A 21,340-nucleotide genomic window follows, 5' to 3' on the forward strand; every position below is an offset into this window, starting at 1 on the left:
CTCTTTGTCATTCCGCCGGGTGAACGGAATCATAAGGACAGCAGATGAGGATCGACTTCGGAAGGGTCGCTCTGCGCTTGTTGGGTATTGCGTCAGTGGCAGTGGTGGTCGGCATGCCGACAATGGCCGGCTCGGCAAATGCCGGCGAGCAGATATTCGATGAATTGCGCTTCGGCGCCTCGACCTCGGTACAATCGGGCCATTCCAGGGAAGACGGCGTCTTTCCGGAGATTACCGCTCTCTTCGATCCCTTCGGCTACGATACGGCGGTCGGCTGGCAGCAACAGCTACTGCATCCTCGTGTGCATCTCGGCACCTCGATCGGCACGTCAGGCGAGGCCAGCCAGTTCTTCAGCGGCTTCACCTGGACGGTCGATTTCAACGAGAAGCTTTTTGCCGAAGCCGGTTTCGGCGGCGTCATCCATACCGGCGATCTCGAGGGCGATGATGACGGCCCGGAACTCGGCTGTCGCGTCCTCTTCCACGAATATCTGGGCGCCGGCTATCGTTTCAGCACCCACTGGAACGTCATGGCCCAGGTCGCCCACTCCTCGCATGCCAATCTCTGCGATGGGCCGAACGACGGCATGACGCGCGCCGGTCTGCAGATCGGCTACAAATTCTAAAGCGTGTCGCAATCTTTCAGATTCGCTCCTTACGCTTTAGGTCTTGCTTTTGCGCATGTCGTTATCGCAAAACCGCTGCACGCTTTTGCGCGACATGCTTTAGGCAGCGACCGCTTTTCATCGTAAGGAAGAAGTTGCCTGCCCGCTGTTGACGGCGGGCATTTTCCTGTCGCGCGCCGTCCCTACATAGGTTAAAGAGCGGAAAACGCGCAACGGCAGGGACTTTCGAGAGCTCATGACCATTCCAAACACCATCCCGATCACGCCGGAACTCATTGCAAGCCATGGCCTGAAGCCAGACGAGTACCAGCGTATTCTGGATCTGATCGGCCGCGAACCGAGCTTCACCGAGCTCGGCATCTTCTCGGCCATGTGGAACGAGCACTGCTCCTACAAATCCTCGAAGAAATGGCTGCGCACGCTGCCGACCAAGGGGCCGCGCGTCATCCAGGGCCCGGGTGAAAATGCCGGTGTTGTCGATATCGATGACGGCGATTGCGTCGTCTTCAAGATGGAGAGCCACAACCACCCCTCCTATATCGAGCCTTATCAAGGTGCTGCGACCGGCGTCGGCGGCATTCTGCGCGATGTCTTCACCATGGGTGCGCGCCCGATCGCGGCGATGAACGCCCTGCGCTTCGGCGAGCCGGATCATCCCAAGACCCGTCATCTGGTCTCCGGCGTCGTCTCCGGCGTCGGCGGTTACGGCAATTCCTTCGGCGTGCCGACGGTCGGCGGCGAAGTCGAGTTCGACGCCCGCTACAACGGCAACATCCTCGTTAACGCCTTTGCCGCCGGTATTGCCAAATCCAACGCCATCTTCCTCTCCGAAGCCAAGGGCGTCGGTTTGCCTGTGGTTTATCTCGGCGCCAAGACCGGCCGCGACGGCGTCGGCGGCGCGACGATGGCCTCGGCCGAATTCGACGAATCGATCGAGGAAAAGCGCCCGACCGTTCAGGTCGGCGACCCCTTCACCGAAAAGTGCCTGCTGGAAGCCTGCCTGGAATTGATGAAAACCGGCGCCGTCATCGCCATCCAGGACATGGGTGCGGCCGGCCTCACCTGCTCGGCCGTCGAAATGGGCGCCAAGGGCGATCTCGGCATCCTGCTTGAGCTCGACAAGGTGCCGGTTCGCGAAGAGAGAATGACGGCCTACGAAATGATGTTGTCGGAAAGCCAGGAGCGCATGCTCATGGTATTGCAGCCGGAGAAGGAAGAGGAAGCCAAGGCAATCTTCGTCAAGTGGGGCCTCGATTTCGCCATCGTCGGCAAGACGACCGACGATCTGCGCTTCCGCGTCATGCATCAGGGCGAGGAAGTCGCCAACCTGCCGATCAAGGATCTCGGCGACCAGGCGCCGGAATATGACCGCCCCTGGCGCGAATCCGGCAAGCAGGCGCCCCTGCCCGCCAATCTCGTCGCCGCACCTGAGGATTACGGCCAGGCGCTGCTTCAGCTCGTCGGCTCCGCCAACCAGTCGAGCCGCCGCTGGGTCTATGAGCAATACGACACGCTGATCCAAGGCAATTCGCTGCAGCTTCCGGGCGGCGATGCCGGCGTTGTGCGCGTCGACGGCCATCCCTCCAAGGCGCTCGCCTTCTCTTCCGACGTCACTCCGCGTTATGTCGAGGCAGACCCCTTCGAAGGCGGCAAGCAGGCGGTCGCCGAATGCTGGCGCAACATCACCGCAACAGGCGCCGAACCGCTCGCCGCCACCGACAACCTCAATTTCGGCAATCCCGAAAAGCCCGAGATCATGGGCCAGTTCGTTCAGGCGGTGAAGGGCATCGGCGAGGCCTGCCGCGCGCTCGACTTCCCGATCGTGTCAGGCAACGTCTCGCTCTACAACGAGACCAACGGCGTCGCCATCCTGCCGACCCCGACGATCGCGGGCGTCGGCCTGCTGCCGGACTGGCGCAAGATGGCCCGCATCGGCGCCGCCAACGATGGCGATAGGGTCATCATGATCGGTGTCGACGGCAGCCATCTCGGCCAATCCGTCTATGTCAGAGACGTGCTTTCCAGCCGCGAAGGTCCGGCGCCGGAGGTGGATCTGTTTGCCGAGCGCCGCAACGGCGATTTCGTCCGCTCCGTCATCCGCAACGGCCAGGCGACCGCTTGCCACGACATCTCCTCTGGCGGCCTTGCCGTGGCGCTCGCTGAAATGGCGATGGCCTCGGGCAAAGGCCTGACGATTGATCTGAGCGAAGGCAAGGGCGCGCCGCATGCGCTGCTCTTCGGCGAGGATCAGGCCCGCTACGTGCTGACGTTGCCTGCCGATGTCGCCGATTTCGTCTGCGTCAATGCCGAAGGTGGCGGCGTTCCCTTCCGCCGTCTCGGCACGGTCGGGGGAACGGCGCTCATCGTCGGCGATCTCATCTCGCTGCCGATTCAGCAATTGCGCGATGCCCATGAATCGTGGTTCCCTGATTTCATGGAAGGCCGCGGCGAATTGGCCGCGGAATGATGCGCAAGGAGTAACGATCATGGCCATGAAACCCGGCGATATCGAAGACATGATCAAGGCTGGGATTCCCGGTGCCAAGGTGACGATCCGCGATCTGGCGGGCGACGGCGATCACTACGCCGCCGAAGTCGTCGCCGAAGCCTTCCGCGGCAAGAGCCGCGTGCAGCAGCACCAGATGGTCTACGAGGCGCTGAAGGGCAATATGGGCGGCATACTGCACGCGCTGGCGTTGCAGACCTCCGCGCCGGATTGACATGCCAGCTTCGGCCGGTTGACGCTTTGAAATGAAACAGACCCGGGTGGAAGGATTCCTTCCTGCCGGGTCTTTGGTTCTCTGCAAAGCGGTTCCAGATGACAAAGGCGTCCGGACTCGTTGTGCGCCGTACTTCAACCTCCCCGTTCCTGTGCCTGTCACAGCGCGCGCGTGTCCTTATGCTCAAGGGTGTCCTCGCGGCGTCGCGCCCGTCCATAAGGATGACGGACCTGTGGCCGTGTTCCAGAGAGGTCCAGCATCACCTCACGCGAGATGGCGTAAGATCGTTCGCGCGAGTTGCGACCGCCTTAAGCTGGCGCGCAACCATTTAGATCAGGCTGATACGCTGACCCGCTGCGGCGGATCGCTTCACGGCGTCGATAACCTTCAAGGTTTCCAGTCCCTCTCGTCCGCTCACCAGCGGTGCTTCCTCGCCTCTGATGACCCTGCAAAGCTGGCGTATCTGCAGGACGAGCGGATCCTCGTTCTCAATTTTGGCGCGATTACATTCGAACGGTTCCATCCAGCCCCTGTTGCCGGGATTGCTCCACATGTTGAGTGACGGCACCGACAGCGACCCGTGGGTGCCGCCGATCATGTAGCAGGCCTCCTCAGTTTTAGGATAAGCGGGGTTTTCGCCGGTCGTCATCTCCCAACTCCAGGGCGCGACAACGGAATCCGAAACGGAAGCAGAACCGAGAATTCCGTTCTTGAACTCGATGAGGATCACCGCGGTCTCCTCAACGGCGTTTCCGCGAACCGCGTTGGATTCGCGTGCCTGGACCGCAGTGACCTCCCCGAATAGGTAGCGAAGGTTGTCGATGTCGTGGATCAGGTTGAGAAAGATTGGCCCCGCTCCGCGTTCGCGCCGCCAGGCAATATCGAAGTATTCGTCCGGCTTGAATAGCCAGAACATCGCATTCACGACCAGTATCCGCCCGAGCTTTCCGCTTTCGATGATCTGTTTAGCTTTTTGCATCATCGGATTATGTCGGCGATGATGTCCGGTCAGCAACGGGATTCCTTTGGCCGCCGCCGCCGCGATGAGCTCTTCGCCGGCGGCAATGTCGTCGGCGATTGGCTTCTCGATCAATGCCGGGATGCCGGCCTCTACGGCCTCAAAGCCGTTCCTGACATGGATCTGGTTGGGCGTCGCGATGATGACGCCGTCAGGGCGAGCTGCGGCGATCATTTCAGCGAAGGTCGAAAACCATTTAGCGCCGACCTCACTTGCGATCACCTTTCCAACCGGGGTCGGGTCGACGATCGCGACAAGCTCCGCCATCGGTTCGTCCAGCACGTGTTTGATGTGACGCCTTCCGATAAGCCCCGCGCCGAGGACCGCCAGTTTGACTGCGGGAGCCATTGTCAGTCCTTCTTCGGCGCCTTGAGCATCGTCGCGATGCGGCGGATTCCGAGCTGATAGCCTTCCGTACCAAGACCGGCGATGACGCCGTCGGCGCGGTGGGAAACGAAGGAATGATGACGGAAGCTTTCGCGCTTATGCACGTTGGAGATATGGATCTCGATGATGGGACCCTCGAACGTGTTCAAGGCGTCGAGGATGGCAAGCGACGTGTGCGTGAATGCAGCCGGATTGATGATGATGCCGACTCCGTCTTCGCGCGCTTCGTGGATCCAGTCGATGATTTCATATTCACGGTTGCTCTGGTGGAAACGGATCTCGTGGCCGAGTTCCGAGGCCAGTTTCCGGCAGTCTGCCTCGACGTCGGCCAGCGTCTCGTGACCATAGATGTCAGGCTGACGCTTGCCGAGCAAATTCAGGTTTGGGCCGTTGAGAACGTAGATCAGGCTCATTGCAATTGTCCTTGTGAGGGGCGTTGCCAAGCTCAGGCAAACGCTATTTCCTGGAATGCGAAATCCGGATCGGATTCGTAAAGATCGGCCCGCAGCCCCAGCCGGCCCGCTTGCAGCGCGGGGGCCGCGACATCGCGCGCCGCTTCGAGGACAGCCTTCAACAACTCCCGCTTCGTCTCAGCCGGCCGGCCAGGCGCCACGCGGACGACTATCTGGATGAAGTGATTGTCCGGATGTTCGTCCCCGACGCAGGAGAAGGTCGCCTCCCTGGCGAAGGTCCGCACGGCAGTGGGCTTGACCAGGCCTCCGTCGCGCACCCGATGGTGGACCGCTCTGGTCAATTCATCGATCGCCACCCGTTCGGCAGCACCCTGGCTATAGTCGATAATGATGTGCGGCAAGGCATGTTCTCCCGGTCAGGCTGGAGCTCGGCACAATTCTTCGAAGTGACGCGACATGCGTTCCGCATCCGGTTTTACACCCGTGAACAGTTCAAAGGCCGCCGCGGCCTGGAACACGGTCATGCCGCCGCCCGGCAAGGTCCTGCACCCCCTCTTCTCTGCCAGGGCCAGAAGTTCGGTCACGAGCGGCATGTAGACGATATCGGCGACCCAGTGACGTGGATGAAGCCATTCCGGTTCGATCGGGAGACCCGGATGACTTCGCATGCCCGTCGGCGTAGCGTGAATCAGCCCGTCGGCCGAAGCGAGCGCCGCACCGACTTCCCTGACCGGCTGCGCGCAGGTTCTTGAAAAGCGTCGGTTGAGCTGATCGGCAAGCGCGGCGGCGCGATTTGTGTCCTGGTCGAAGATCGAGAGCATCGCGATACCGAGCTTGATTGCCGCGTGCGCTACGGCGACCCCTGCGCCGCCTGCGCCGAGCAGGACGGCATGAGTTTTGGCGACACCGGGCATACCGCGCTCGAAATTCTTGTAGAAGCCATACCAGTCCGTATTGTGCCCGATCCGCTCTCCATCCCGAAACACGACTGTGTTGACTGCTCCGAGCATCTCGGCGTCCTCGGACAGGCTGCTAAGATGGGCGATGACCGTCTGCTTGCACGGGTGCGTGATGTTGCTTCCTGCGAAGCCGCGGTCTTCGAGTTCTACGAGCAATTCAGGCAGCGCAGAAGCGGGTAAACTGCGCACGGCGAAATCGACGAGCTCGTAATGGTAATCCAGTTCCAAGTGCCGCGCCTCGGTTTCGTGCAGTGCGGGCGACTTCGACATCTGGATGTCGGCCCCGATCAGACCGACGAGGAATTTGTTGTTGTTCATTTCGATAGCCCCATCAGCTCAGTGATGTGCGAGGATCTCGCCAAGGAAAGCCTTGGTGCGCTCATGCTTCGGAGACTTGAAGAAGACCTCGGGCTCGGCCTCCTCTATGATCTCGCCGGAAGCCATGAAGATGACCCTGTCTGCAACCTGACGGGCGAAGCCCATTTCATGGGTGACGCAGATCATGGTCATGCCGTCGCGTGCGAGACCGATCATCGTGTCCAGCACTTCCTTCACCATTTCCGGATCGAGCGCCGATGTCGGTTCGTCGAACAACATCGCCTTGGGTTCCATGCAGAGCGCCCGGGCAATGGCGACACGCTGTTGCTGCCCTCCGCTGAGCTGAGCGGGATACTTCTCCGCCTGATCAAGGATTCGAACCCGTTCGAGGTACTTTCTCGCCAGCCTCTCGGCGTTGGCCCGGCTGGTTCCGCGGACCCTCATAGGCGCAAGCGCGCAGTTCTGCAGAACGGTCATGTGCGGGAACAAATTGAAGTTCTGGAACACCATCCCGACTTCGCGCCGAATGGCATCAACCGCCTTGCTTGTGCCGTCGAGCAACTGTCCCTCGACGACAATCCTGCCTTCCTGGATCAGCTCGAGAGCGTTGATGCAGCGTATCAACGTCGACTTGCCGGAACCCGAAGGTCCGCAAAGTACGATCTTCTCGCCTTTGCGAACCGACAGGCTGATGTTTTTCAGCGCATGGAAGGAGCCGTACCATTTCTCCACTCTATCAAGAGATATCAATGTCGACTGATCATTAGCGGAACTGAGCACGGCGCCCTCCATATATGCTTTACTTGACGGTGAACGGGATGTTGGGGATGGATTCCGGGAACGTCGGCAGATCGATGTTCATCCACTTCTTGGTGATGGCTGCAAGTTCGCCATTAGCCTTGATCTTGTCGAGGAAGGCATTGACGGCCTCGTTCCAGTCCTTCTCGCCCAGTCGCGTCCCAACGCCATTGTAAGTCGTCAGGAAGTCGATCTTGCGCTCGTAGGTGCCGGCGCTGGCAGCATCGAGCCGCTGTCCGTAGAACATGTTGCCCCCGACGGCCTTGACTTGTCCGGAGACCAGCGCCTGAATGGTTGCGGCGTCGTCGTCGAAGCGGCGGATGGTGGCCGTCGACCCCATCGCGTCGGTAATGGCCTTGTCCTGCGAGCTGGACTTCGGCACGCCGATTTCCCAGCCGGCAACATCGGCAGGCGTTTTTGCGCTATCGGCCTTTGCCGCATAAAGTGAGATCGTGTTCGCCGCGTATGGCTTGCTGTACTGGATTGATTTGGCGCGCTCTTCCGTCATGGCCATGGTGGCGAACAGGATGTCGACCTTGCCGGTGGTCAGGGCCGGAATGCGGTTGGCGACGGCAAGCGGTTGGAACTGGACCTTAACTCCGAGCTCCTTGGCGAAGAGTGTCGCGACATCGGCGTCGAATCCGTCCTGCTTGCCGCTCGTGTTGACGAAGCCCCATGGCGCGTTGTCGCCCTGAATGCCGACGACGATCGTGCCCTTGGCCTTGATCTCCTCGACAGTCGCTGCGGAAGCTGCAGCCGCGCCGACCGTGGCGAAGGCGGCCGTAGCCAGGGCCATTCCAAGAATTTGTCTGCGATTGCTATACATTCCATTCTCCTCCTCTGTGGTCTTTGCTTCGGGCGAAGCAAGGTTATCGGACAGCTTTCGCCATCCGTTTTTCGAGGCCGCTCCCGATGTGGGAGAGAGGCCAACAAATGATGAAGTAGATTATTCCGACGATCCCAAAGACGAGCAGCGGGCGGTAGGTCTGGTTCGAAATGATCTGTCCGGCACGGGTCAGCTCTATGAAGCCGACGATTGCGGCGAGCGATGTTCCCTTGATCAGCTGAACGAGAAATCCGATGGTTGCAGGCATGGAAATCTTCAGCGCCTGCGGCAGGATAACGTCCCTCATTCGGGAGATGTAATGCAGCCCGAGTGCGTTCGCGGCTTCGGTCTGGCCCTTCGGAACGGCTTCGATCGAGCCCCGCCAGATCTCGCCCAGGAAGGCGCTCGCATGGAGGGTGAACGCGATTGCCACAGCGATCCATGCATTGACGTCGACGCCCAATAGCGCGACGCCGTAGTAGACGACGAAGAGCTGCATCAGGAGCGGCGTGCCCTGGAAGAGCGCGATGTAGCCCGACGATACGAAACGTGCGAAGCGGTTCTTCGACGTGCGCACCAGAGCGATCAGGATTCCAAATACACCTCCGCCGACGAAGCCGATGATGGCCAGCAGCACAGTCCACTTCAGACCCTGCAAGAGGAAGAACAGCTCGTTTTCGCCGATGGGACCCATGAACGCCTCCTATCGGGTTGGGTAGTTGAAGTAGTAACGGGAGATGAGGGCGAAGATGCCCATCATCAGGCTCGAGATGACGAGGTAGATTGCGGTCACGCTGAAATAGACCTCGAAGCTTCGGAAAGTGTCGGATTCGATCCGTTGGGCCGCCGAGGTCAACTCGTAGGCGGCGATCGAAGTGCAGACCGAAGTCGTCAAGGTCAGCATCACGAACTGGCTGGTCAGGGACGGATAGATCGCCCGCAGAGCCGGCTTCAGAACGATCAGCCGGAACACATCGGCCTTATGCAAGCCCAACGCAAAGCCTGCCTCAACCTGTCCCTTGTTCACGCTTTCGACGCCGCCTCGAATGATCTCAATCGCATAGGCGCCGCCATTGATCCCCAGCGCGATGATAGCGGTAGCGGTGGGGTTCAGTCGGATGCCCATGAGCGGAAGTGCGAAGTAGATAAAGAATATCTGCACCAGGAACGGTGTGTTTCGGACAATCTCGACGAAGGTAATCACCGGAGCTCGAACGAGTTTGTTCTTGGATGTTCTTGCAGCGACGCCGAGAATACCGATCGCGAGCGCAAGGATCATTCCGGCAACCGCAAGACCGAGCGTCCCAAGCGAACCCCAAAACAATTCTGGGGCGCGGTCGAAGACCGCACCAAAATCGAACGTATAACCCATATGTTGACTTCCTCCCTCCGACGCGGCTCACGCCGCGCCGGCGCCGGATCAGCGAACCGGCCCGAATAATCCTTCGGCCTTGTCGTACAGTTGTTTCAAATGCGTCTCATGCGGGGCGGACCCTGCGAGTGGGACTTCCACCGAGATCGCCGCGGAGCTAGCGACCGCTGCGACGAGTTCCTTCAACGGCAATTCGCCCTCCCCCGGTGCGAACCGCCCGCCTCTAGCTTCAGCGATCATCTCCTCTGGTGTCACCGGCGCCGCTCCAGCGACATCGCACAACTGAACGTGCTTTACCCAGCCGATCTCGGTTCGGAGCGAGGCGAGCGTGCCGCCATTCCTGAAGAAATGTACTCCGTCGACAAGGACGCCGGCATTGCGGGCACCACTCGCCTTCACAAGGCCGACGCTGTCCTGGAAGGTTTTAATCACCCGCCAACCCATGTTCTCGATGTCGACAGCCAACCCGTAGCGGTCCGCAAGGCCGCAGAGATCCGAGAAGTTCGATGCCAATCTGGCTTGGTCAGGATCATCTCCGCAGACACTGAGCCGGCGTGCTCCAATGTTCGCAGCCGCGGCGACTGTGGCCTCCACCGACGCCGCGTCGAAGGAGGGGTCGATTACGAAGAACTCGATATCGAAAACCTCGACGCCTTCACCCGTAAGCACGGATTTCAGCTCGCCTGCAGCTGAACTACCGACAGGCAATTCGTAGTAAGGCGCACCAGGGAACGCCGGATTCAGTCTGAGCCCGATCCTGGAAAATCCCGCGCGCGCTGCGGCCTTCGCAAATTCCACGGGAGACAGCAATATTGATGAGAAGTGCGCGACGCCAATCAGGCGCGCCGATTTCGATGTTGCGGGGGCCATCACGCGATTCCCTTCGTCGCGAGATGGTTGCGAAGATTGGTGCCGGTGCGATGAATGTGCTGGCGGAGCTTTTCGCAGGCATAGTCGACATCACGCGCGACCGCTCCCTGGGCAATCTCGCTGTGCTCCTGCCCTACATTGCGGTCCCCCGACGTACGGATCAGGAAGACCCGGCGATATCGGTCGTTGAGATTCAGCAGAAGACTGCAGAAGTGAAGTAGCAGAGGTTTGCCACAGCCCGAGATCAAGGTGAGGTGGAATTCGCGGTGAAGCGCTTCCCAGTGCTCCAGCGTTTCCGGACGCGCGGCGTCGCGCTCCGTGCGGTTTAGACGATGAAGCGCACGCATAATGTTGCCCTCCCATTCGACGTCGCCAAGACGCATGGATTCACGCAGCGCGAAAACCTCGAGCTCCTCGCGCAGGCTCGTGACCTCTTCGAGATTAGCCAGCGAGATCGGCGCGACGCGGTAGCCTCTGTTGTCCTGAAACTCGACCAGGCCGTCTGAAATGAGCCGGGCTAGGCCCTCCCGCAACGGGCTCAGACTGACATTGAAAGTCTTCCGCGCCTTGTCGAGATTGATCTTGCTGCCCGCTTCCAGTTCACCGGAGATGATCGCCTCCCGAAGACGCGATGCGAGCTGACTGCCGATGGTGTTCTTGCCATCGTCGAGGAAGCCGGCTGACGGCCCGTCTCCTGTCAACGGCCCAAGAGAGCTGTCGTCGGCCGAGTCCATCTTTCCTCCAAGCAATTCAACCAAGTTTCGATGATCGATATAATAAACGATTATCTATGTCAACTTGATATGGTCAAAAAGCACTGAATGCCCACGTCTTTGCCTGTGGAAATTCGTGTTAATCAAGTTATTACAGTTAGTTATTTGCCATCAGGCACGATTCCGTCTCTGCCATGAGCGTTGAAAATTCAATGAGTGGCTTGACCGATAATCGATTATTCTGATAGTCGAGCCTCATTGGGAGGTAGCCTTATGGCAATCAGGACCGAAAGCGAGTTGACGCCTGCCGTCCTCGCCGTGATGAACCGCACCGAAGATCCACGGTTGCGAGATATACTCGTTGCGATGGTGAAGCATCTCCACGCATTCGTGCGGGAAGTCAGGCTGTCGGAAGTCGAGTTTCGCGAAGCGACCGCCATCCTCAACGAAATTGGCCAGCTGAAGACCGACAGCCACAACGAATTCGTGCTCATGGCAGGATCGCTTGGCGTCTCCTCGCTTGTATGCCTGCTCAACAACGGCGACAACGGGCAGACAGAGACTTCACAGTCGCTGCTCGGGCCGTTCTGGCGGCTCAACTCTCCGCGGGTCGAAAACGGCGGAACCATCATCCGGTCGGAAACTCCGGGAACACCCTTGTTCGTCCACGCGAAGGTGGTTGATCGGGGAGGTAAGCCCATCCCAGGCGCCGAGATAGACGTATGGCACGCCTCTCCTGTCGGCCTTTACGAGAACCAGGATCCTGATCAGGCGGAAATGAACCTGCGCGGCAAGTTCACTACGGACGACGAGGGTCGGTTCTGGTTTAGAACGGTCAAGATGGTCGGCTATCCCATCCCTGTCGACGGAGTCGTAGGTCGGCTTCTCCAAGCGCAAGGCCGCCACCCCTACCGACCTGCTCATCTGCACGCGCTGATCTTCAAAGAGGGATACAAAACCCTTATTTCCCAGGTCTTCGACCCGAGCGATCCGAACATTGAATCCGATGTGCAGTTTGGCGTCACCGCGGCTTTGACAGGCGACTTTGTCCGTCATGACGAGCCGCACCCATCCGACATGGACGTCAGTGGCCCGTGGTTCTCGCTCGACTACACCTACGTCATGGAGCCGGGCGAGGCCATTCTGCCGCGTCCCCCGATCAAGTAACGAAACCAGCAGAGCCACATCATGATTACGGAAAAAGAACGCCAGGCGGCAGCCGACGCACTGCTGAAGGCAGAAACCGAACGCAAGCCCATCGTCCAGCCGAGCAGGACATATCCGAATTTGGAACTTGAAGACGCTTACAAGATCCAAGCACTTTGGGCGCAGGCGCGGATTGCAAAGGGCGCGCGGATCGCGGGTCATAAGATCGGACTGACATCGCGGGCGATGCAGATGGCCTCGAAAATGACCGAGCCCGACTACGGCGTCATTCTCGACGACGCCCTTTTTAACGACGGAGCGCAGATCAAGGCGGAGCTCTTTATCAAGCCTCGCCTCGAAGTCGAACTCGCCTTCGTGATGGGTGAGGATCTCGAGGGACCGGGCACTCGGATCTATGATGTCATGCGCGCGACGGAGCTTGTCGTCCCTGCGCTTGAGATCATCGATTACCGAACCGAGGTGCCCAGAGCGATCACCGATACGATCGCCGACAACGCTGCTTTTGGAGCGATCGTCGTGGGTGGTCGTATCATCCGGCCAATGGATATTGACATCCGCTGGGTCGGCGCGACCCTTTCGAAAAACGGCATCATCGAGGAATCGGGTGTTTCCGCAGCTATAATGGGGCATCCGGCCGCGGGTATCGCCTGGCTCGTGAACAAGCTCCATGCCATCGGAGGCGGCTTGAAGAAGGGCCAGATTGTGCTTGCCGGCTCGTTCACCCGCCCCGTGGACATCGTCAAGGGCGATGTCATCCAAGCCGACTACGGTCCGGTCGGCTCCATCGGCGTCTCGTTCGTGTGAGGCGCCGATGGAACTTCCCGTCAATCACTTCAAACGGAAACTGAGAGCCGGTAAAAGCCAGATCGGTCTCTGGTGCGGCCTTCCCGGAAGCTACGCGGCAGAAATCGTCGCGCCGTCGGGCTTCGACTGGCTGCTGTTCGATACCGAGCACTCTCCAAGCGACGTCCTCACCGTCCTACCGCAATTGCAGGCGGTCGCGCCTTACGACGTTTCCCCAGTCGTACGCCCGGCATTCAACGATCCCGTGCTGATCAAACGCTTTTTGGACATCGGCGTTCAGACGCTCCTCGTTCCCTATGTGCAGAACGAAGAGGAAGCGAAGGCAGCGGTCGCCGCCATACGGTATCCGCCGCACGGCGTTCGCGGGGTCTCCGCCTTGACGCGCGCCACCCGCTTCGGGCGCGTGCCGAACTACGCGCGGATTGCCGAACAGGAGATCTGCCTGCTTCTGCAGATCGAGACCCGAGAGGCACTCGGTCGGCTAGAGGCCATCGCAGCGACCGAAGGCGTCGACGGCGTCTTCATCGGCCCCGCCGATCTGGCGGCCAGCTTCGGTCATCCCGGCCAACCGGGGCATCCTGAGGTGGTCGCGGCGATCGAAGACGCGATCGGACGCCTGAAAATTCTTGGAAAGCCGGCAGGCATCCTCACGCCGGACGAGACGTTTGCAGCCCGCAGCATTTCGCTCGGGACGTTGTTCACCGCCGTTGGCGTAGACGTCGCCCTTCTTGCGAGAGGATCCGAGGCGCTGGCAGCCCGGTTTGCATCTTAGGGAGTTCGCGCCGATGTCGACGCGGAAGAAAGTTCTGTCCGAGATAGCGCCCGCGGGCGTAATCCGGGCCGCCGTCAACATGTCGAATGCAGCCTTGGTCCGGTGGGACGATCAGGCGGCCGCATTGATCGGTCCAAGCGCTCTGATCGGACACAAAATTGCCGAGCAACTGGATTGCGGACTGTCGCTGATCCAGCACGGCTCGGCCGCCGACATCCTCGCCGCTGCGGATCGCGGCGAGTGGGACATTGCTTTCATTGCCTCGGATGCATCCAGAGCCGACCGGTTCTCCTTTTCACCCCCCTATATGTCCGTCAAAGCGACCTATATGGTGGCTGAGGCTTCAGCGTTCCGGACGGTCGGAGACCTCGACATTGAAAGCGTGCAAATCGCCTCCGCAAGAAGTGCCGCCTATACGAAGCAGCTCGAACGTATCCTTGAAAAGGCCACTGTCTCGCATACTGACAGCCCGGCAGCTGCCATCGATCTCCTTGTCGGGTCGCAATGCGACGCGGCTGCGGGGTTGACCGAATTCCTCGTTCAGACTTCGGAGCGGATTTCCGGCTTCCGACTAGTGGAGGGAGCGTTCTCCGAAATTCCCCAGACGATCGCCGTGCACCGAAGATCCGTTCATGCCTCGGCCTTCTTTGCGGATTTCATACGCCGTCTGAGCGAAACTGCTGCGGGAGACGTTGACTTGGCCGGCGACGGTGAAGAGAATCTCCCATGATGGCGGCGTGCGAAATGGGTCGAGCTTGATCCCGCGCTCTCCGAGCGGCAAAAACTCTGCAATATCTACAACAAGTTCAGATCTTCGACCAGAACGACGTTTCCTTCCTCTCTTTCACGTAGCAATTCAACACCACCACATCGCCCTCAATCTACGCTGCCGACGGAACCCAGCCCTCAAGCCGGCAGCTTGTTCTGCTCCGGAGAGGCAAAGACCGACGCCGGCATCGGCCCCGAGGTCATCAGTGTGAAATCGAACGGCGCCTTCAGATCAGGCCCTAGCACATATTGCCGATGAACGCGCAGCTGGTCTTTGCGAATCTTGCGGTAATGTTCGCGCGTCAGCATCTGCTTGACACGAATGAGCAGGATCTTCGCCGGAGGCGCATCTGCATGGCCCGAGACGGCAACGACCGGCACCTTATAGAAATTGATCGAATCGGTCAGGCACTGCACGTCGAGCCAGGAGATCTCCGGACAGCGGGCGATCAAGCCGACGCGGGCGCGAAGCACGCTCGCCGACGACAGCAGTGCGCATTGCAGAATCGCGCTGCCGAGCGTGGCGAACACCACGCGCTTGCCCCTGAATATCTCCGGCTCCCTCTCGAGCAATAGGCCAACGACATGGGCGGCAACGCTCGATCCCATGCTATGCGAGGAGATCACATATTCGTCCGCCTCTTCGTCCAGTGCTGCACGCACGGCAGTGGCCCGATCCTCCAGCCAGTCGTTGAAATCGGCCCGGTCCATCCGGCCGAGCGCCACTGCCATTTCCCAATCGGCAAAGAGATGCAGCGTATGGAAGCGTTCGGAAAACGGCAGGAAGGCGAAGATGAAGAAGCAAAGCCCCAGCGGCCCGCTCCAGAGCAAGTGCCAAGCTGAAAAACCGAGCACATAGGGCAGGATGGCGATCTGTGCCGTCACCACGATCGCCAGCGCTGTCAACAGGAACGGAAAGAGGAAGAACAGGCCGAAGCGCCAGGCATGGCGGAAATATCCCCGCATCCCGCCTTCGAGCATGATCTCAACGCAGCTTCTGAAGCCTGCCATGATCTGGCTCAGCGTGTTGCCGTCGCGCAGCCTGCTTACCAGCGCATCATGATCGACCATGTGGATCCGGCTCTTCGTCTGCCAGCCAGGGGAACCGGTCTCTTCGCCGGCCGCCGCTTTGTCGGCGCCCACGGGCGCCGCTTTTGCGGCTGCCCGTTCGCCCGTCGTGACCACGAAACTGAGGGGATCACTTCCTGCCTCCGGCGCGCCCGTTTCAACCGAATAGCCCCAGACGGCGGCACTCTGCCTGGCCGAACGCTCGTAGCGTGCTCTGTGGGCAACGCCATCGAGCGGCTCGAAGCCCGTAAAATGCAGGACGACCCGCTTCTCGATCAGTTTCATTCCACTCTTCCGGCCGGACGAATGGCCGGCATGTTCCTGCGATCCGGCTGCTGCGCCCTGATAGGGGCAAAAAAGCAGCCATGGTCTCGAAGCTGTCTTGCTAACCGAACTCTTCCGGAATTCAATAGCATCCATGTCGTTTGCATCACGAACGGAGGGGTTTTGTGGCCGACCTAGTCAAAGAATTGATATCAGGCGTCGTCGACAGCGTGCTGAAGGAGATCCTGAAAAAAACCACCGGCCGCGCCACGACGAAGCGCAGGAGGCGTAAGACACGCCCCGCCGCGACGACGAAGGTTGCGCGCAAGACGACCTCGGCCAAGCCTAAGCCTGCCCGCAAACAGGTCAGTAAGCGCCGCACCGCCGCTGGCCGCAGCCGCCAGCGACGCAGCTAAGGCACGATCAAATGTGAGCGGTTTCGGACGAATTCTGCGGTGCTCTTGGGGAGTTATGAACCGACGATGCGCATTTTGAAAATCATTATCGCGGCCGTCGTCGCGATCTGTCTCATCGCCGTTGCCGGCGTCTACGCCCTGTCGGAGATGCGCCTTTCCAGGACCTACGACGTTGCGGTTGCCGATTTCACCGTCAAGACGACGCTGCCTGCCGCGGAAACCGAACGTCGCGCCCGCACGCTGATGTGCGGCGGCTGTCATCACGATGCCGGTAACGTGCTCATCGACGAGCCGGGCGTCGGCCGCATCGTCGCGCCGAACCTGACCCGCTTCGTACCCATGTACAGCGATGCTGAGCTCGTGCGCCTCATCCGCCATGGCGTCAAGAAGGACGGTACCGGCGCCTTCATCATGCCGGCTAGCAACTTGGCCAATATCACCGATGATGACATGGCAGCGATCATTGCCTGGATGCGCAGCCTGAAGCAGCTTCCAGATGCGGTGGCAGGAACGACGCAATGGGGGCCGCTCGGGCGAATCGGCCTGGCGCTCGACAAGATCCCATTCGAGGCCGATCTGGTGCCTGCCCTCATCACCCCTGCCGCGACGCGTCCGGCCGATATCGGCGAATATGCCTTCAGGACCGGTTGCAGCCACTGTCATAATCTCGATACGGCAAAGCAGTCGGAAGCCTTCCTGGCGCCGGCGCTTAAGCCCCTGGCGCAATCCTATTCGGCTGCCGATTTCAAGACGCTGCTGCGCACCGGCAAGGGTGTCGGCGGCCGCGATCTCGGCGTGATGACACAGGTTTCACAATGGGATTTCAGCCATTTCACCGATGCCGAAATCGAGCAGATTCAGACCTATCTCACCAATCGACCGTAACGCGACGGCAACAACCCCGGCAACGGCCTGCGCGAACTGGTCTTTTTTTGGTTCGGGCGGCTGGAATTCCTGCTGTTGCATGCTATCTAAAGGCAACGATTGAAACGGTGGGCCTTTAACCCGCCTGTTGAAAGGATTAGGTCCCATGAGCGGCATTCACGAATTCATCGGCAACGAAATCAAGACCAACGACGTCGTCCTCTTCATGAAGGGCACGCCGCAGTTTCCGCAGTGCGGTTTCTCCGGCCAGGTGGTGCAAATTCTTGATTACATCGGCGTCGACTACAAGAGCGTCAACGTGCTCGCCGATTCGGAAATCCGCCAGGGCATCAAGGATTATTCCAACTGGCCGACGATCCCGCAGCTTTACATAAAGGGCGAGTTCGTCGGCGGCTGCGACATCGTCCGGGAAATGTTCCAGGCTGGTGAGTTGCAGCAGCATCTCCAGGAAAACGGCATCACCGTGCGCGGCGCCGCCTGACCGGTCACCGGGCGTCCGCCCGGTTTCCAAATCTGTAATCTTGAGTCCGAGGCGCTGCGGCCAGCAGCGCCTTAGCCTGTTTGTGGGAATTCATTGTGACAGATTCATCACAAGCCGTGTCCGCGGGCCGCTTGCCCATGGGCAGGCGAGAGTTTATCGCGCTCGCCGCCTTCCTGATGGCCGTCAACTCTCTGGCGATCGATATCATGCTGCCCGCCTTGCAGCAGATCGGCGCGAGCCTGGGCGTCGAGAGCGAGAATCACCGCCAATTCGTCGTCTCCACCTATCTGCTCGGCTTCGGTTGCGCCCAGTTGTTCTACGGACCGCTGTCTGACCGTTTCGGCCGCCGCACGCCGCTTCTGATCGGTCTCGTCATCTACATTCTCTCCGCCATCAGTATCGTCTTCGTGCCTTCCTTCGCAGGCCTGCTCGCCCTGCGCTTCGTGCAAGGCGTCGGTTCGGCGGCAACGCGCGTCATCACCGTCTCCATTGTCCGCGATATCTATGGCGGCCGGCAGATGGCCGAAGTCATGTCGCTGATCATGATGGTCTTCATGATCGTACCGGTGATTGCGCCCGGCACCGGCCAGATCGTCATGTTCTTCGGCAACTGGCATCTGATCTTTCTCTTCATCGCTGCAATGGCGACTGCTATCGCCGTCTGGGCCTATCTGCGTCTGCCGGAAACCCTGCATCCCGGCAATGTCCGCCCCTTCACCGCCCGCTCGATCTTCGGCGCCTTCAAGCTGGTGCTGACCAATCGCGTGGCGCTCTGCTACACCATTGCCAGCACCTTCATCTTCGGCGCGCTGTTCGGCTTCATCAATTCGGCCCAACAGGTTTATGTCGGCATCTACGATCTCGGCGTCTACTTCCCCTTCGCCTTCGCCGGCGTGGCGATCTTCATGTCGCTGTCGTCCTTCTTCAATTCGCGCTTTGTCGGCAAGCTTGGCATGCGCCGCCTGTCGCACGGTTCGCTCATCGGCTTTATCGCCATCAACACGATCTGGCTGATCGTCCAGATGGCCAGCACCGAGCCGATGCCCTTCGCCCTGTTCATCTCCTTCTTCGGCCTTGCCATGTTCCAGTTCGGCTGGATCGGCTCGAACTTCAATTCGCTCGCCATGGAGCCGCTCGGCCATGTCGCAGGCACCGCCTCGTCCGTGCTCGGCTTCATGAGCACGGTCGGCGGCGCCTTGATCGGCGCCGGCATCGGCCAAGCCTTCGACGGCACCGCGCTGCCGATGGTCGCCGGTTATTTCACTGTGTCGCTCATCGGGCTGGTCTTCGTCCTGATCGCCGAGAAGGGCCGCCTCTTCCAACAGCAGAATCCGGCCGTCTGAACGGCCGGCCTCATTCGCATCCAGGATTCACCACATGACGCCGCCGCATAAACCGCACCAGGAAAACCAGGGCTCCCGCCGCATCGGCATGGGCTTTGGCGAATTCGTCGTCACCATCGCCATCATGACCGCCAGCATCGCCATGGCGATCGACAGCATGCTGCCGGCATTACCCAATATCGGCCATTCCCTCGGCGTCACCAATACCAACGACGCCCAGCTCATCATCGGCGTGTTCTTCCTAGGCTTCGGCGTCTCGCAGATCTTCTTCGGCAGCCTTTCGGATACTTTCGGCCGCCGCAACATCCTGCTCGGCGGCATGGCCTGCTACATTGTCGGAATGTTTGCCGCCGCAGCGACCGGCAGCTTCGAAATGCTGCTGGTCATGCGTTTCGTTCAGGGTGTGGGCGGCGCGGCGGTGCGCATCACCACCATGGCCATCGTCCGCGACTGCTTCGGCGGCCGCGAAATGGCCCGCGTGATGTCCTATGTGATGATCGTCTTCATGATCGTGCCGATCGTTGCTCCCTCCATCGGCCAGCTCATCATCACCTATGCCGACTGGCATTGGATCTTCATCCTGCTCGGCATCATCGCCACCATCCTGTTCGTCTGGGCTCTTCTGCGGCTGAAGGAATCACTGCCGCCGGAAGAGCGGCTGCCGCTGTCGTTCGGCTCTGTCATGGATGGTTTCAAGACCGTGCTCACCAACCGCATCACCTGCGGCTACATGGTCGGCCTCACCATGTTCACCGGCGTCATCAGCGCCTATGTGATCTCGGTGCAGCAGGTCTTCGGCGAGGTCTATGGCCTTGGCGACTGGCTGCCGATCGCCTTTGCGGCCACCGCCGGCGGCATCGCCGTCGCCAATTTCGCCAATGGATTCTTCGTGCGCAAATTCGGCATGCGCCGCATCTCGCACACAGCCCTGCTGATCTTCACGGCGCTGTCGGCGATCGGCTTTTTCTATTCGCTGGCCGGCAAACCGGATTTCGCCATCGCTTACTGCATCTTCTCAATCGTCTTGATGATGTTTGCCGTGATCGCCACCAATTTCACGGCCATCAGCCTCGAGCCGATGGGCAATCTCGCCGGAACGGCCACCGCCATCACCGGCTTCGTCTCCACCACATTCGGCGCCATCCTCGGCGGTCTCGTCGGCCAGATGTTCAATGGCACGGTGCAGCCGCTCTTCGGCGGCTTCGCGCTCTTCGGCGCGGTGACGATCGCAGCCACCCTTTGGGCCGAAAACGGCAAGCTCTTCACCCACCCCGGCGACAGCCCGCAGCTCGATCCGGGTGCGGCGCATTTCTGAAATGAAGCGTGCCGGACCGGCCGAGCCCCTAGTCAAAATATGGAGCATGCTCGACGAAAATATCTTCGCAGCGCATTCTCCAAATTTGGCTCCGCAAAGGACTGATTTTGCGATGTTGTGAAAATCAGTCGCAAAGCTGTTGTTTTGATCGGGAATTTTGCGGCGATATGGTTTTCGCAATGAATTGTACATTGGAGCAACGATGTCTTTCAGTTTTCAGAAAATGCACGCAAATGGAGATGACTTCGTCGTTGTCGATCTGCGTGGGCAAGCGAACAAAATCAATCAAAACATCGCCAAGCGGCTCGGAGATCGGAACCGCGGAATAGGCTTCAATCAACTCGCGGTTATGTCGGATTGCGATGATGCTGCGGTTCGGCTTACGTTCTGGAATCCGGACGGTTCAATGCTCGATGCATGCGGTAGTGCCACACGAGGTGTTGCTTGGAAGCTGCTGCGTGAAACCGGCTCTTCCTCAGTTATAGTCAGGACCAACCGTGGGCTTCTCAATTGCTCTCTGGAAACGGATGGCCTGATATCGGTTGATATGGGTGAACCGTTTCTACATTGGCGCGATGTGCCGATCGCCCAGGAGGTGGACACTTTAGTGCTGCCTTTACCGGGCACCCCAACTGCTTGCAGTATGGGCAATCCACATTGCACGTTCTTTGTCGAAGATTTGGAAGCCGTGGACGTGGAGGCGCTTGGACCTGAGATAGAATCGCACCCTTTGTTTCCGCAAAAGACCAATGTCCATTTCGTTCAGGTACTTAGCCCGACACGGATTCGTCTCCGCATATGGGAACGCGGCGGCGGGATTCCGCTTGGCTCGGGATCATGTTCCTGCGGCGCAGCTGTAAATGGGATCCGGCGCGGTTTGTTGGACGACTCTGTCGAAGTCGAATGCGATGGCGGAACGGTTACGGTCAGATGGGATGGTACCGGAAGCGTGTTTCTTACCGGACCGGTCGAACCGAATTTCAGCGGTGTCTGGTTTGAGGGGCCGTCGCGTAATTCATAAGTTTCAAGGCGACGCG

24 protein-coding genes are annotated in these 21,340 nt (G+C 59.8%); 13 read left to right on the forward strand and 11 right to left on the reverse strand.

The features are described 5' to 3' along the window. The first annotated feature begins 44 nt into the window (after positions 1–44). From QMO82_RS12640 to QMO82_RS12650, 3 genes are all read left to right on the forward strand, one after another. On the forward strand, positions 45–626 hold the full coding sequence (locus tag QMO82_RS12640; RefSeq protein WP_183607191.1) for an acyloxyacyl hydrolase: 582 nt from the start codon (positions 45–47) through the stop codon (positions 624–626). Between the two features lie 235 nt (positions 627–861). Next, positions 862–3,093, forward strand: coding sequence for a phosphoribosylformylglycinamidine synthase subunit PurL (gene purL / locus QMO82_RS12645; RefSeq protein ID WP_183607190.1), 2,232 nt, complete (start codon positions 862–864; stop codon positions 3,091–3,093). 19 nt (positions 3,094–3,112) lie between these two features. Continuing rightward, positions 3,113–3,346: a BolA/IbaG family iron-sulfur metabolism protein gene (locus tag QMO82_RS12650; RefSeq protein ID WP_007826248.1), complete on the forward strand. Its 234-nt coding sequence runs from the start codon at positions 3,113–3,115 to the stop codon at positions 3,344–3,346. Positions 3,347–3,674: 328 nt separating this feature from the next. Here the strand turns inward: QMO82_RS12650 and QMO82_RS12655 are convergent, their stop codons facing one another. The 10 genes from QMO82_RS12655 to QMO82_RS12700 are packed head-to-tail and all read right to left on the reverse strand — an operon-like array spanning position 3,675 to position 11,041. Next, the gene (locus QMO82_RS12655; RefSeq protein ID WP_183607189.1) at positions 3,675–4,712 is read right to left on the reverse strand and encodes a Gfo/Idh/MocA family protein; all 1,038 of its coding nucleotides are present in this window, start codon (positions 4,710–4,712) and stop codon (positions 3,675–3,677) included. 2 nt (positions 4,713–4,714) lie between these two features. Further along, on the reverse strand, positions 4,715–5,164 hold the full coding sequence (gene aroQ / locus QMO82_RS12660; protein ID WP_183607188.1) for a type II 3-dehydroquinate dehydratase: 450 nt from the start codon (positions 5,162–5,164) through the stop codon (positions 4,715–4,717). Between the two features lie 32 nt (positions 5,165–5,196). Further along, on the reverse strand, positions 5,197–5,565 hold the full coding sequence (locus QMO82_RS12665) for a 5-carboxymethyl-2-hydroxymuconate Delta-isomerase (protein WP_180695018.1): 369 nt from the start codon (positions 5,563–5,565) through the stop codon (positions 5,197–5,199). Between the two features lie 15 nt (positions 5,566–5,580). Then, the gene (locus tag QMO82_RS12670; protein ID WP_183607187.1) at positions 5,581–6,441 is read right to left on the reverse strand and encodes a shikimate dehydrogenase; all 861 of its coding nucleotides are present in this window, start codon (positions 6,439–6,441) and stop codon (positions 5,581–5,583) included. An 18-nt stretch (positions 6,442–6,459) separates the two neighbouring features. Continuing rightward, positions 6,460–7,233, reverse strand: coding sequence for an amino acid ABC transporter ATP-binding protein (locus QMO82_RS12675; RefSeq protein ID WP_183607186.1), 774 nt, complete (start codon positions 7,231–7,233; stop codon positions 6,460–6,462). A 7-nt stretch (positions 7,234–7,240) separates the two neighbouring features. After that, positions 7,241–8,065, reverse strand: coding sequence for a transporter substrate-binding domain-containing protein (locus tag QMO82_RS12680; RefSeq protein ID WP_183607185.1), 825 nt, complete (start codon positions 8,063–8,065; stop codon positions 7,241–7,243). A 43-nt stretch (positions 8,066–8,108) separates the two neighbouring features. Beyond that, positions 8,109–8,759: an amino acid ABC transporter permease gene (locus QMO82_RS12685; protein WP_183607184.1), complete on the reverse strand. Its 651-nt coding sequence runs from the start codon at positions 8,757–8,759 to the stop codon at positions 8,109–8,111. Positions 8,760–8,768: 9 nt separating this feature from the next. After that, positions 8,769–9,437 carry an amino acid ABC transporter permease gene (locus tag QMO82_RS12690; RefSeq protein WP_183607183.1) on the reverse strand — a complete coding sequence of 223 codons (669 nt, stop codon included), beginning with the start codon at positions 9,435–9,437 and terminating at the stop codon, positions 8,769–8,771. Between the two features lie 48 nt (positions 9,438–9,485). Next, entirely contained in the window at positions 9,486–10,307 is an 822-nt protein-coding gene (locus tag QMO82_RS12695; protein ID WP_183607182.1) for a sugar phosphate isomerase/epimerase, read from the reverse strand. Continuing rightward, positions 10,307–11,041 carry a GntR family transcriptional regulator gene (locus QMO82_RS12700; protein WP_183607181.1) on the reverse strand — a complete coding sequence of 245 codons (735 nt, stop codon included), beginning with the start codon at positions 11,039–11,041 and terminating at the stop codon, positions 10,307–10,309. The genes QMO82_RS12695 and QMO82_RS12700 overlap by 1 nt, the downstream gene beginning before the upstream one ends. A gap of 252 nt (positions 11,042–11,293) precedes the next feature. Here QMO82_RS12700 and QMO82_RS12705 point away from each other — a divergent pair, with 252 nt between their 5' ends. From QMO82_RS12705 to QMO82_RS12720, 4 genes are read left to right on the forward strand one after another with little or no spacing between them, the layout of a single operon-like run. Then, the gene (locus QMO82_RS12705) at positions 11,294–12,187 is read left to right on the forward strand and encodes an intradiol ring-cleavage dioxygenase (RefSeq protein WP_183607180.1); all 894 of its coding nucleotides are present in this window, start codon (positions 11,294–11,296) and stop codon (positions 12,185–12,187) included. Positions 12,188–12,208: 21 nt separating this feature from the next. Then, entirely contained in the window at positions 12,209–12,991 is a 783-nt protein-coding gene (hpaH, locus tag QMO82_RS12710; protein WP_183607179.1) for a 2-oxo-hept-4-ene-1,7-dioate hydratase, read from the forward strand. Positions 12,992–12,998: 7 nt separating this feature from the next. Further along, entirely contained in the window at positions 12,999–13,763 is a 765-nt protein-coding gene (gene hpaI / locus QMO82_RS12715) for a 4-hydroxy-2-oxoheptanedioate aldolase (protein WP_183607178.1), read from the forward strand. A gap of 13 nt (positions 13,764–13,776) precedes the next feature. Further along, positions 13,777–14,493, forward strand: coding sequence for a transporter substrate-binding domain-containing protein (locus tag QMO82_RS12720; protein WP_183607177.1), 717 nt, complete (start codon positions 13,777–13,779; stop codon positions 14,491–14,493). 176 nt (positions 14,494–14,669) lie between these two features. Here QMO82_RS12720 and QMO82_RS12725 read toward each other — a convergent pair whose 3' ends face one another. Then, entirely contained in the window at positions 14,670–15,884 is a 1,215-nt protein-coding gene (locus QMO82_RS12725) for a hypothetical protein (RefSeq protein ID WP_183607176.1), read from the reverse strand. 164 nt (positions 15,885–16,048) lie between these two features. Here QMO82_RS12725 and QMO82_RS12730 point away from each other — a divergent pair, with 164 nt between their 5' ends. The 6 genes from QMO82_RS12730 (at position 16,049) to dapF (ending at position 21,324) form a co-directional block, all read left to right on the forward strand. Beyond that, the gene (locus QMO82_RS12730; protein WP_027684531.1) at positions 16,049–16,279 is read left to right on the forward strand and encodes a hypothetical protein; all 231 of its coding nucleotides are present in this window, start codon (positions 16,049–16,051) and stop codon (positions 16,277–16,279) included. A gap of 66 nt (positions 16,280–16,345) precedes the next feature. Next, a complete protein-coding gene (locus QMO82_RS12735; protein WP_183607175.1) occupies positions 16,346–17,164 on the forward strand; it encodes a c-type cytochrome in 819 nt (272 codons plus the stop codon). Positions 17,165–17,309: 145 nt separating this feature from the next. Beyond that, entirely contained in the window at positions 17,310–17,645 is a 336-nt protein-coding gene (grxD, locus tag QMO82_RS12740) for a Grx4 family monothiol glutaredoxin (protein WP_183607174.1), read from the forward strand. Positions 17,646–17,782: 137 nt separating this feature from the next. After that, the gene (locus QMO82_RS12745; protein ID WP_183607695.1) at positions 17,783–18,988 is read left to right on the forward strand and encodes a multidrug effflux MFS transporter; all 1,206 of its coding nucleotides are present in this window, start codon (positions 17,783–17,785) and stop codon (positions 18,986–18,988) included. A 34-nt stretch (positions 18,989–19,022) separates the two neighbouring features. Next, the gene (locus QMO82_RS12750) at positions 19,023–20,303 is read left to right on the forward strand and encodes a multidrug effflux MFS transporter (RefSeq protein ID WP_183607173.1); all 1,281 of its coding nucleotides are present in this window, start codon (positions 19,023–19,025) and stop codon (positions 20,301–20,303) included. Between the two features lie 202 nt (positions 20,304–20,505). Beyond that, the gene (gene dapF, locus QMO82_RS12755) at positions 20,506–21,324 is read left to right on the forward strand and encodes a diaminopimelate epimerase (RefSeq protein ID WP_183607172.1); all 819 of its coding nucleotides are present in this window, start codon (positions 20,506–20,508) and stop codon (positions 21,322–21,324) included. Positions 21,325–21,340: the final 16 nt, after the last annotated feature.

This window comes from Rhizobium sp. BT04 (assembly GCF_030053135.1).
Taxonomy (GTDB): Bacteria; Pseudomonadota; Alphaproteobacteria; order Rhizobiales; family Rhizobiaceae; genus Rhizobium; species Rhizobium binxianense.

Excerpts from the sequence above, each read along its gene's own strand:
- QMO82_RS12640 (WP_183607191.1), top strand. The coding sequence starts at position 45 with ATGAGGATCGACTTCGGAAGGGTCGCTCTGCGCTTGTTGGGTATTGCG.
- purL (WP_183607190.1), top strand. The coding sequence starts at position 862 with ATGACCATTCCAAACACCATCCCGATCACGCCGGAACTCATTGCAAGC.
- QMO82_RS12650 (WP_007826248.1), top strand. The coding sequence starts at position 3,113 with ATGGCCATGAAACCCGGCGATATCGAAGACATGATCAAGGCTGGGATT.
- QMO82_RS12655 (WP_183607189.1), bottom strand. The coding sequence starts at position 4,712 with ATGGCTCCCGCAGTCAAACTGGCGGTCCTCGGCGCGGGGCTTATCGGA.
- aroQ (WP_183607188.1), bottom strand. The coding sequence starts at position 5,164 with ATGAGCCTGATCTACGTTCTCAACGGCCCAAACCTGAATTTGCTCGGC.
- QMO82_RS12670 (WP_183607187.1), bottom strand. The coding sequence starts at position 6,441 with ATGAACAACAACAAATTCCTCGTCGGTCTGATCGGGGCCGACATCCAG.
- QMO82_RS12675 (WP_183607186.1), bottom strand. The coding sequence starts at position 7,233 with ATGGAGGGCGCCGTGCTCAGTTCCGCTAATGATCAGTCGACATTGATA.
- QMO82_RS12680 (WP_183607185.1), bottom strand. The coding sequence starts at position 8,065 with ATGTATAGCAATCGCAGACAAATTCTTGGAATGGCCCTGGCTACGGCC.
- QMO82_RS12685 (WP_183607184.1), bottom strand. The coding sequence starts at position 8,759 with ATGGGTCCCATCGGCGAAAACGAGCTGTTCTTCCTCTTGCAGGGTCTG.
- QMO82_RS12690 (WP_183607183.1), bottom strand. The coding sequence starts at position 9,437 with ATGGGTTATACGTTCGATTTTGGTGCGGTCTTCGACCGCGCCCCAGAA.
- QMO82_RS12695 (WP_183607182.1), bottom strand. The coding sequence starts at position 10,307 with ATGGCCCCCGCAACATCGAAATCGGCGCGCCTGATTGGCGTCGCGCAC.
- QMO82_RS12700 (WP_183607181.1), bottom strand. The coding sequence starts at position 11,041 with ATGGACTCGGCCGACGACAGCTCTCTTGGGCCGTTGACAGGAGACGGG.
- QMO82_RS12705 (WP_183607180.1), top strand. The coding sequence starts at position 11,294 with ATGGCAATCAGGACCGAAAGCGAGTTGACGCCTGCCGTCCTCGCCGTG.
- hpaH (WP_183607179.1), top strand. The coding sequence starts at position 12,209 with ATGATTACGGAAAAAGAACGCCAGGCGGCAGCCGACGCACTGCTGAAG.
- hpaI (WP_183607178.1), top strand. The coding sequence starts at position 12,999 with ATGGAACTTCCCGTCAATCACTTCAAACGGAAACTGAGAGCCGGTAAA.
- QMO82_RS12720 (WP_183607177.1), top strand. The coding sequence starts at position 13,777 with ATGTCGACGCGGAAGAAAGTTCTGTCCGAGATAGCGCCCGCGGGCGTA.
- QMO82_RS12725 (WP_183607176.1), bottom strand. The coding sequence starts at position 15,884 with ATGAAACTGATCGAGAAGCGGGTCGTCCTGCATTTTACGGGCTTCGAG.
- QMO82_RS12735 (WP_183607175.1), top strand. The coding sequence starts at position 16,346 with ATGCGCATTTTGAAAATCATTATCGCGGCCGTCGTCGCGATCTGTCTC.
- grxD (WP_183607174.1), top strand. The coding sequence starts at position 17,310 with ATGAGCGGCATTCACGAATTCATCGGCAACGAAATCAAGACCAACGAC.
- QMO82_RS12745 (WP_183607695.1), top strand. The coding sequence starts at position 17,783 with ATGGGCAGGCGAGAGTTTATCGCGCTCGCCGCCTTCCTGATGGCCGTC.
- QMO82_RS12750 (WP_183607173.1), top strand. The coding sequence starts at position 19,023 with ATGACGCCGCCGCATAAACCGCACCAGGAAAACCAGGGCTCCCGCCGC.
- dapF (WP_183607172.1), top strand. The coding sequence starts at position 20,506 with ATGTCTTTCAGTTTTCAGAAAATGCACGCAAATGGAGATGACTTCGTC.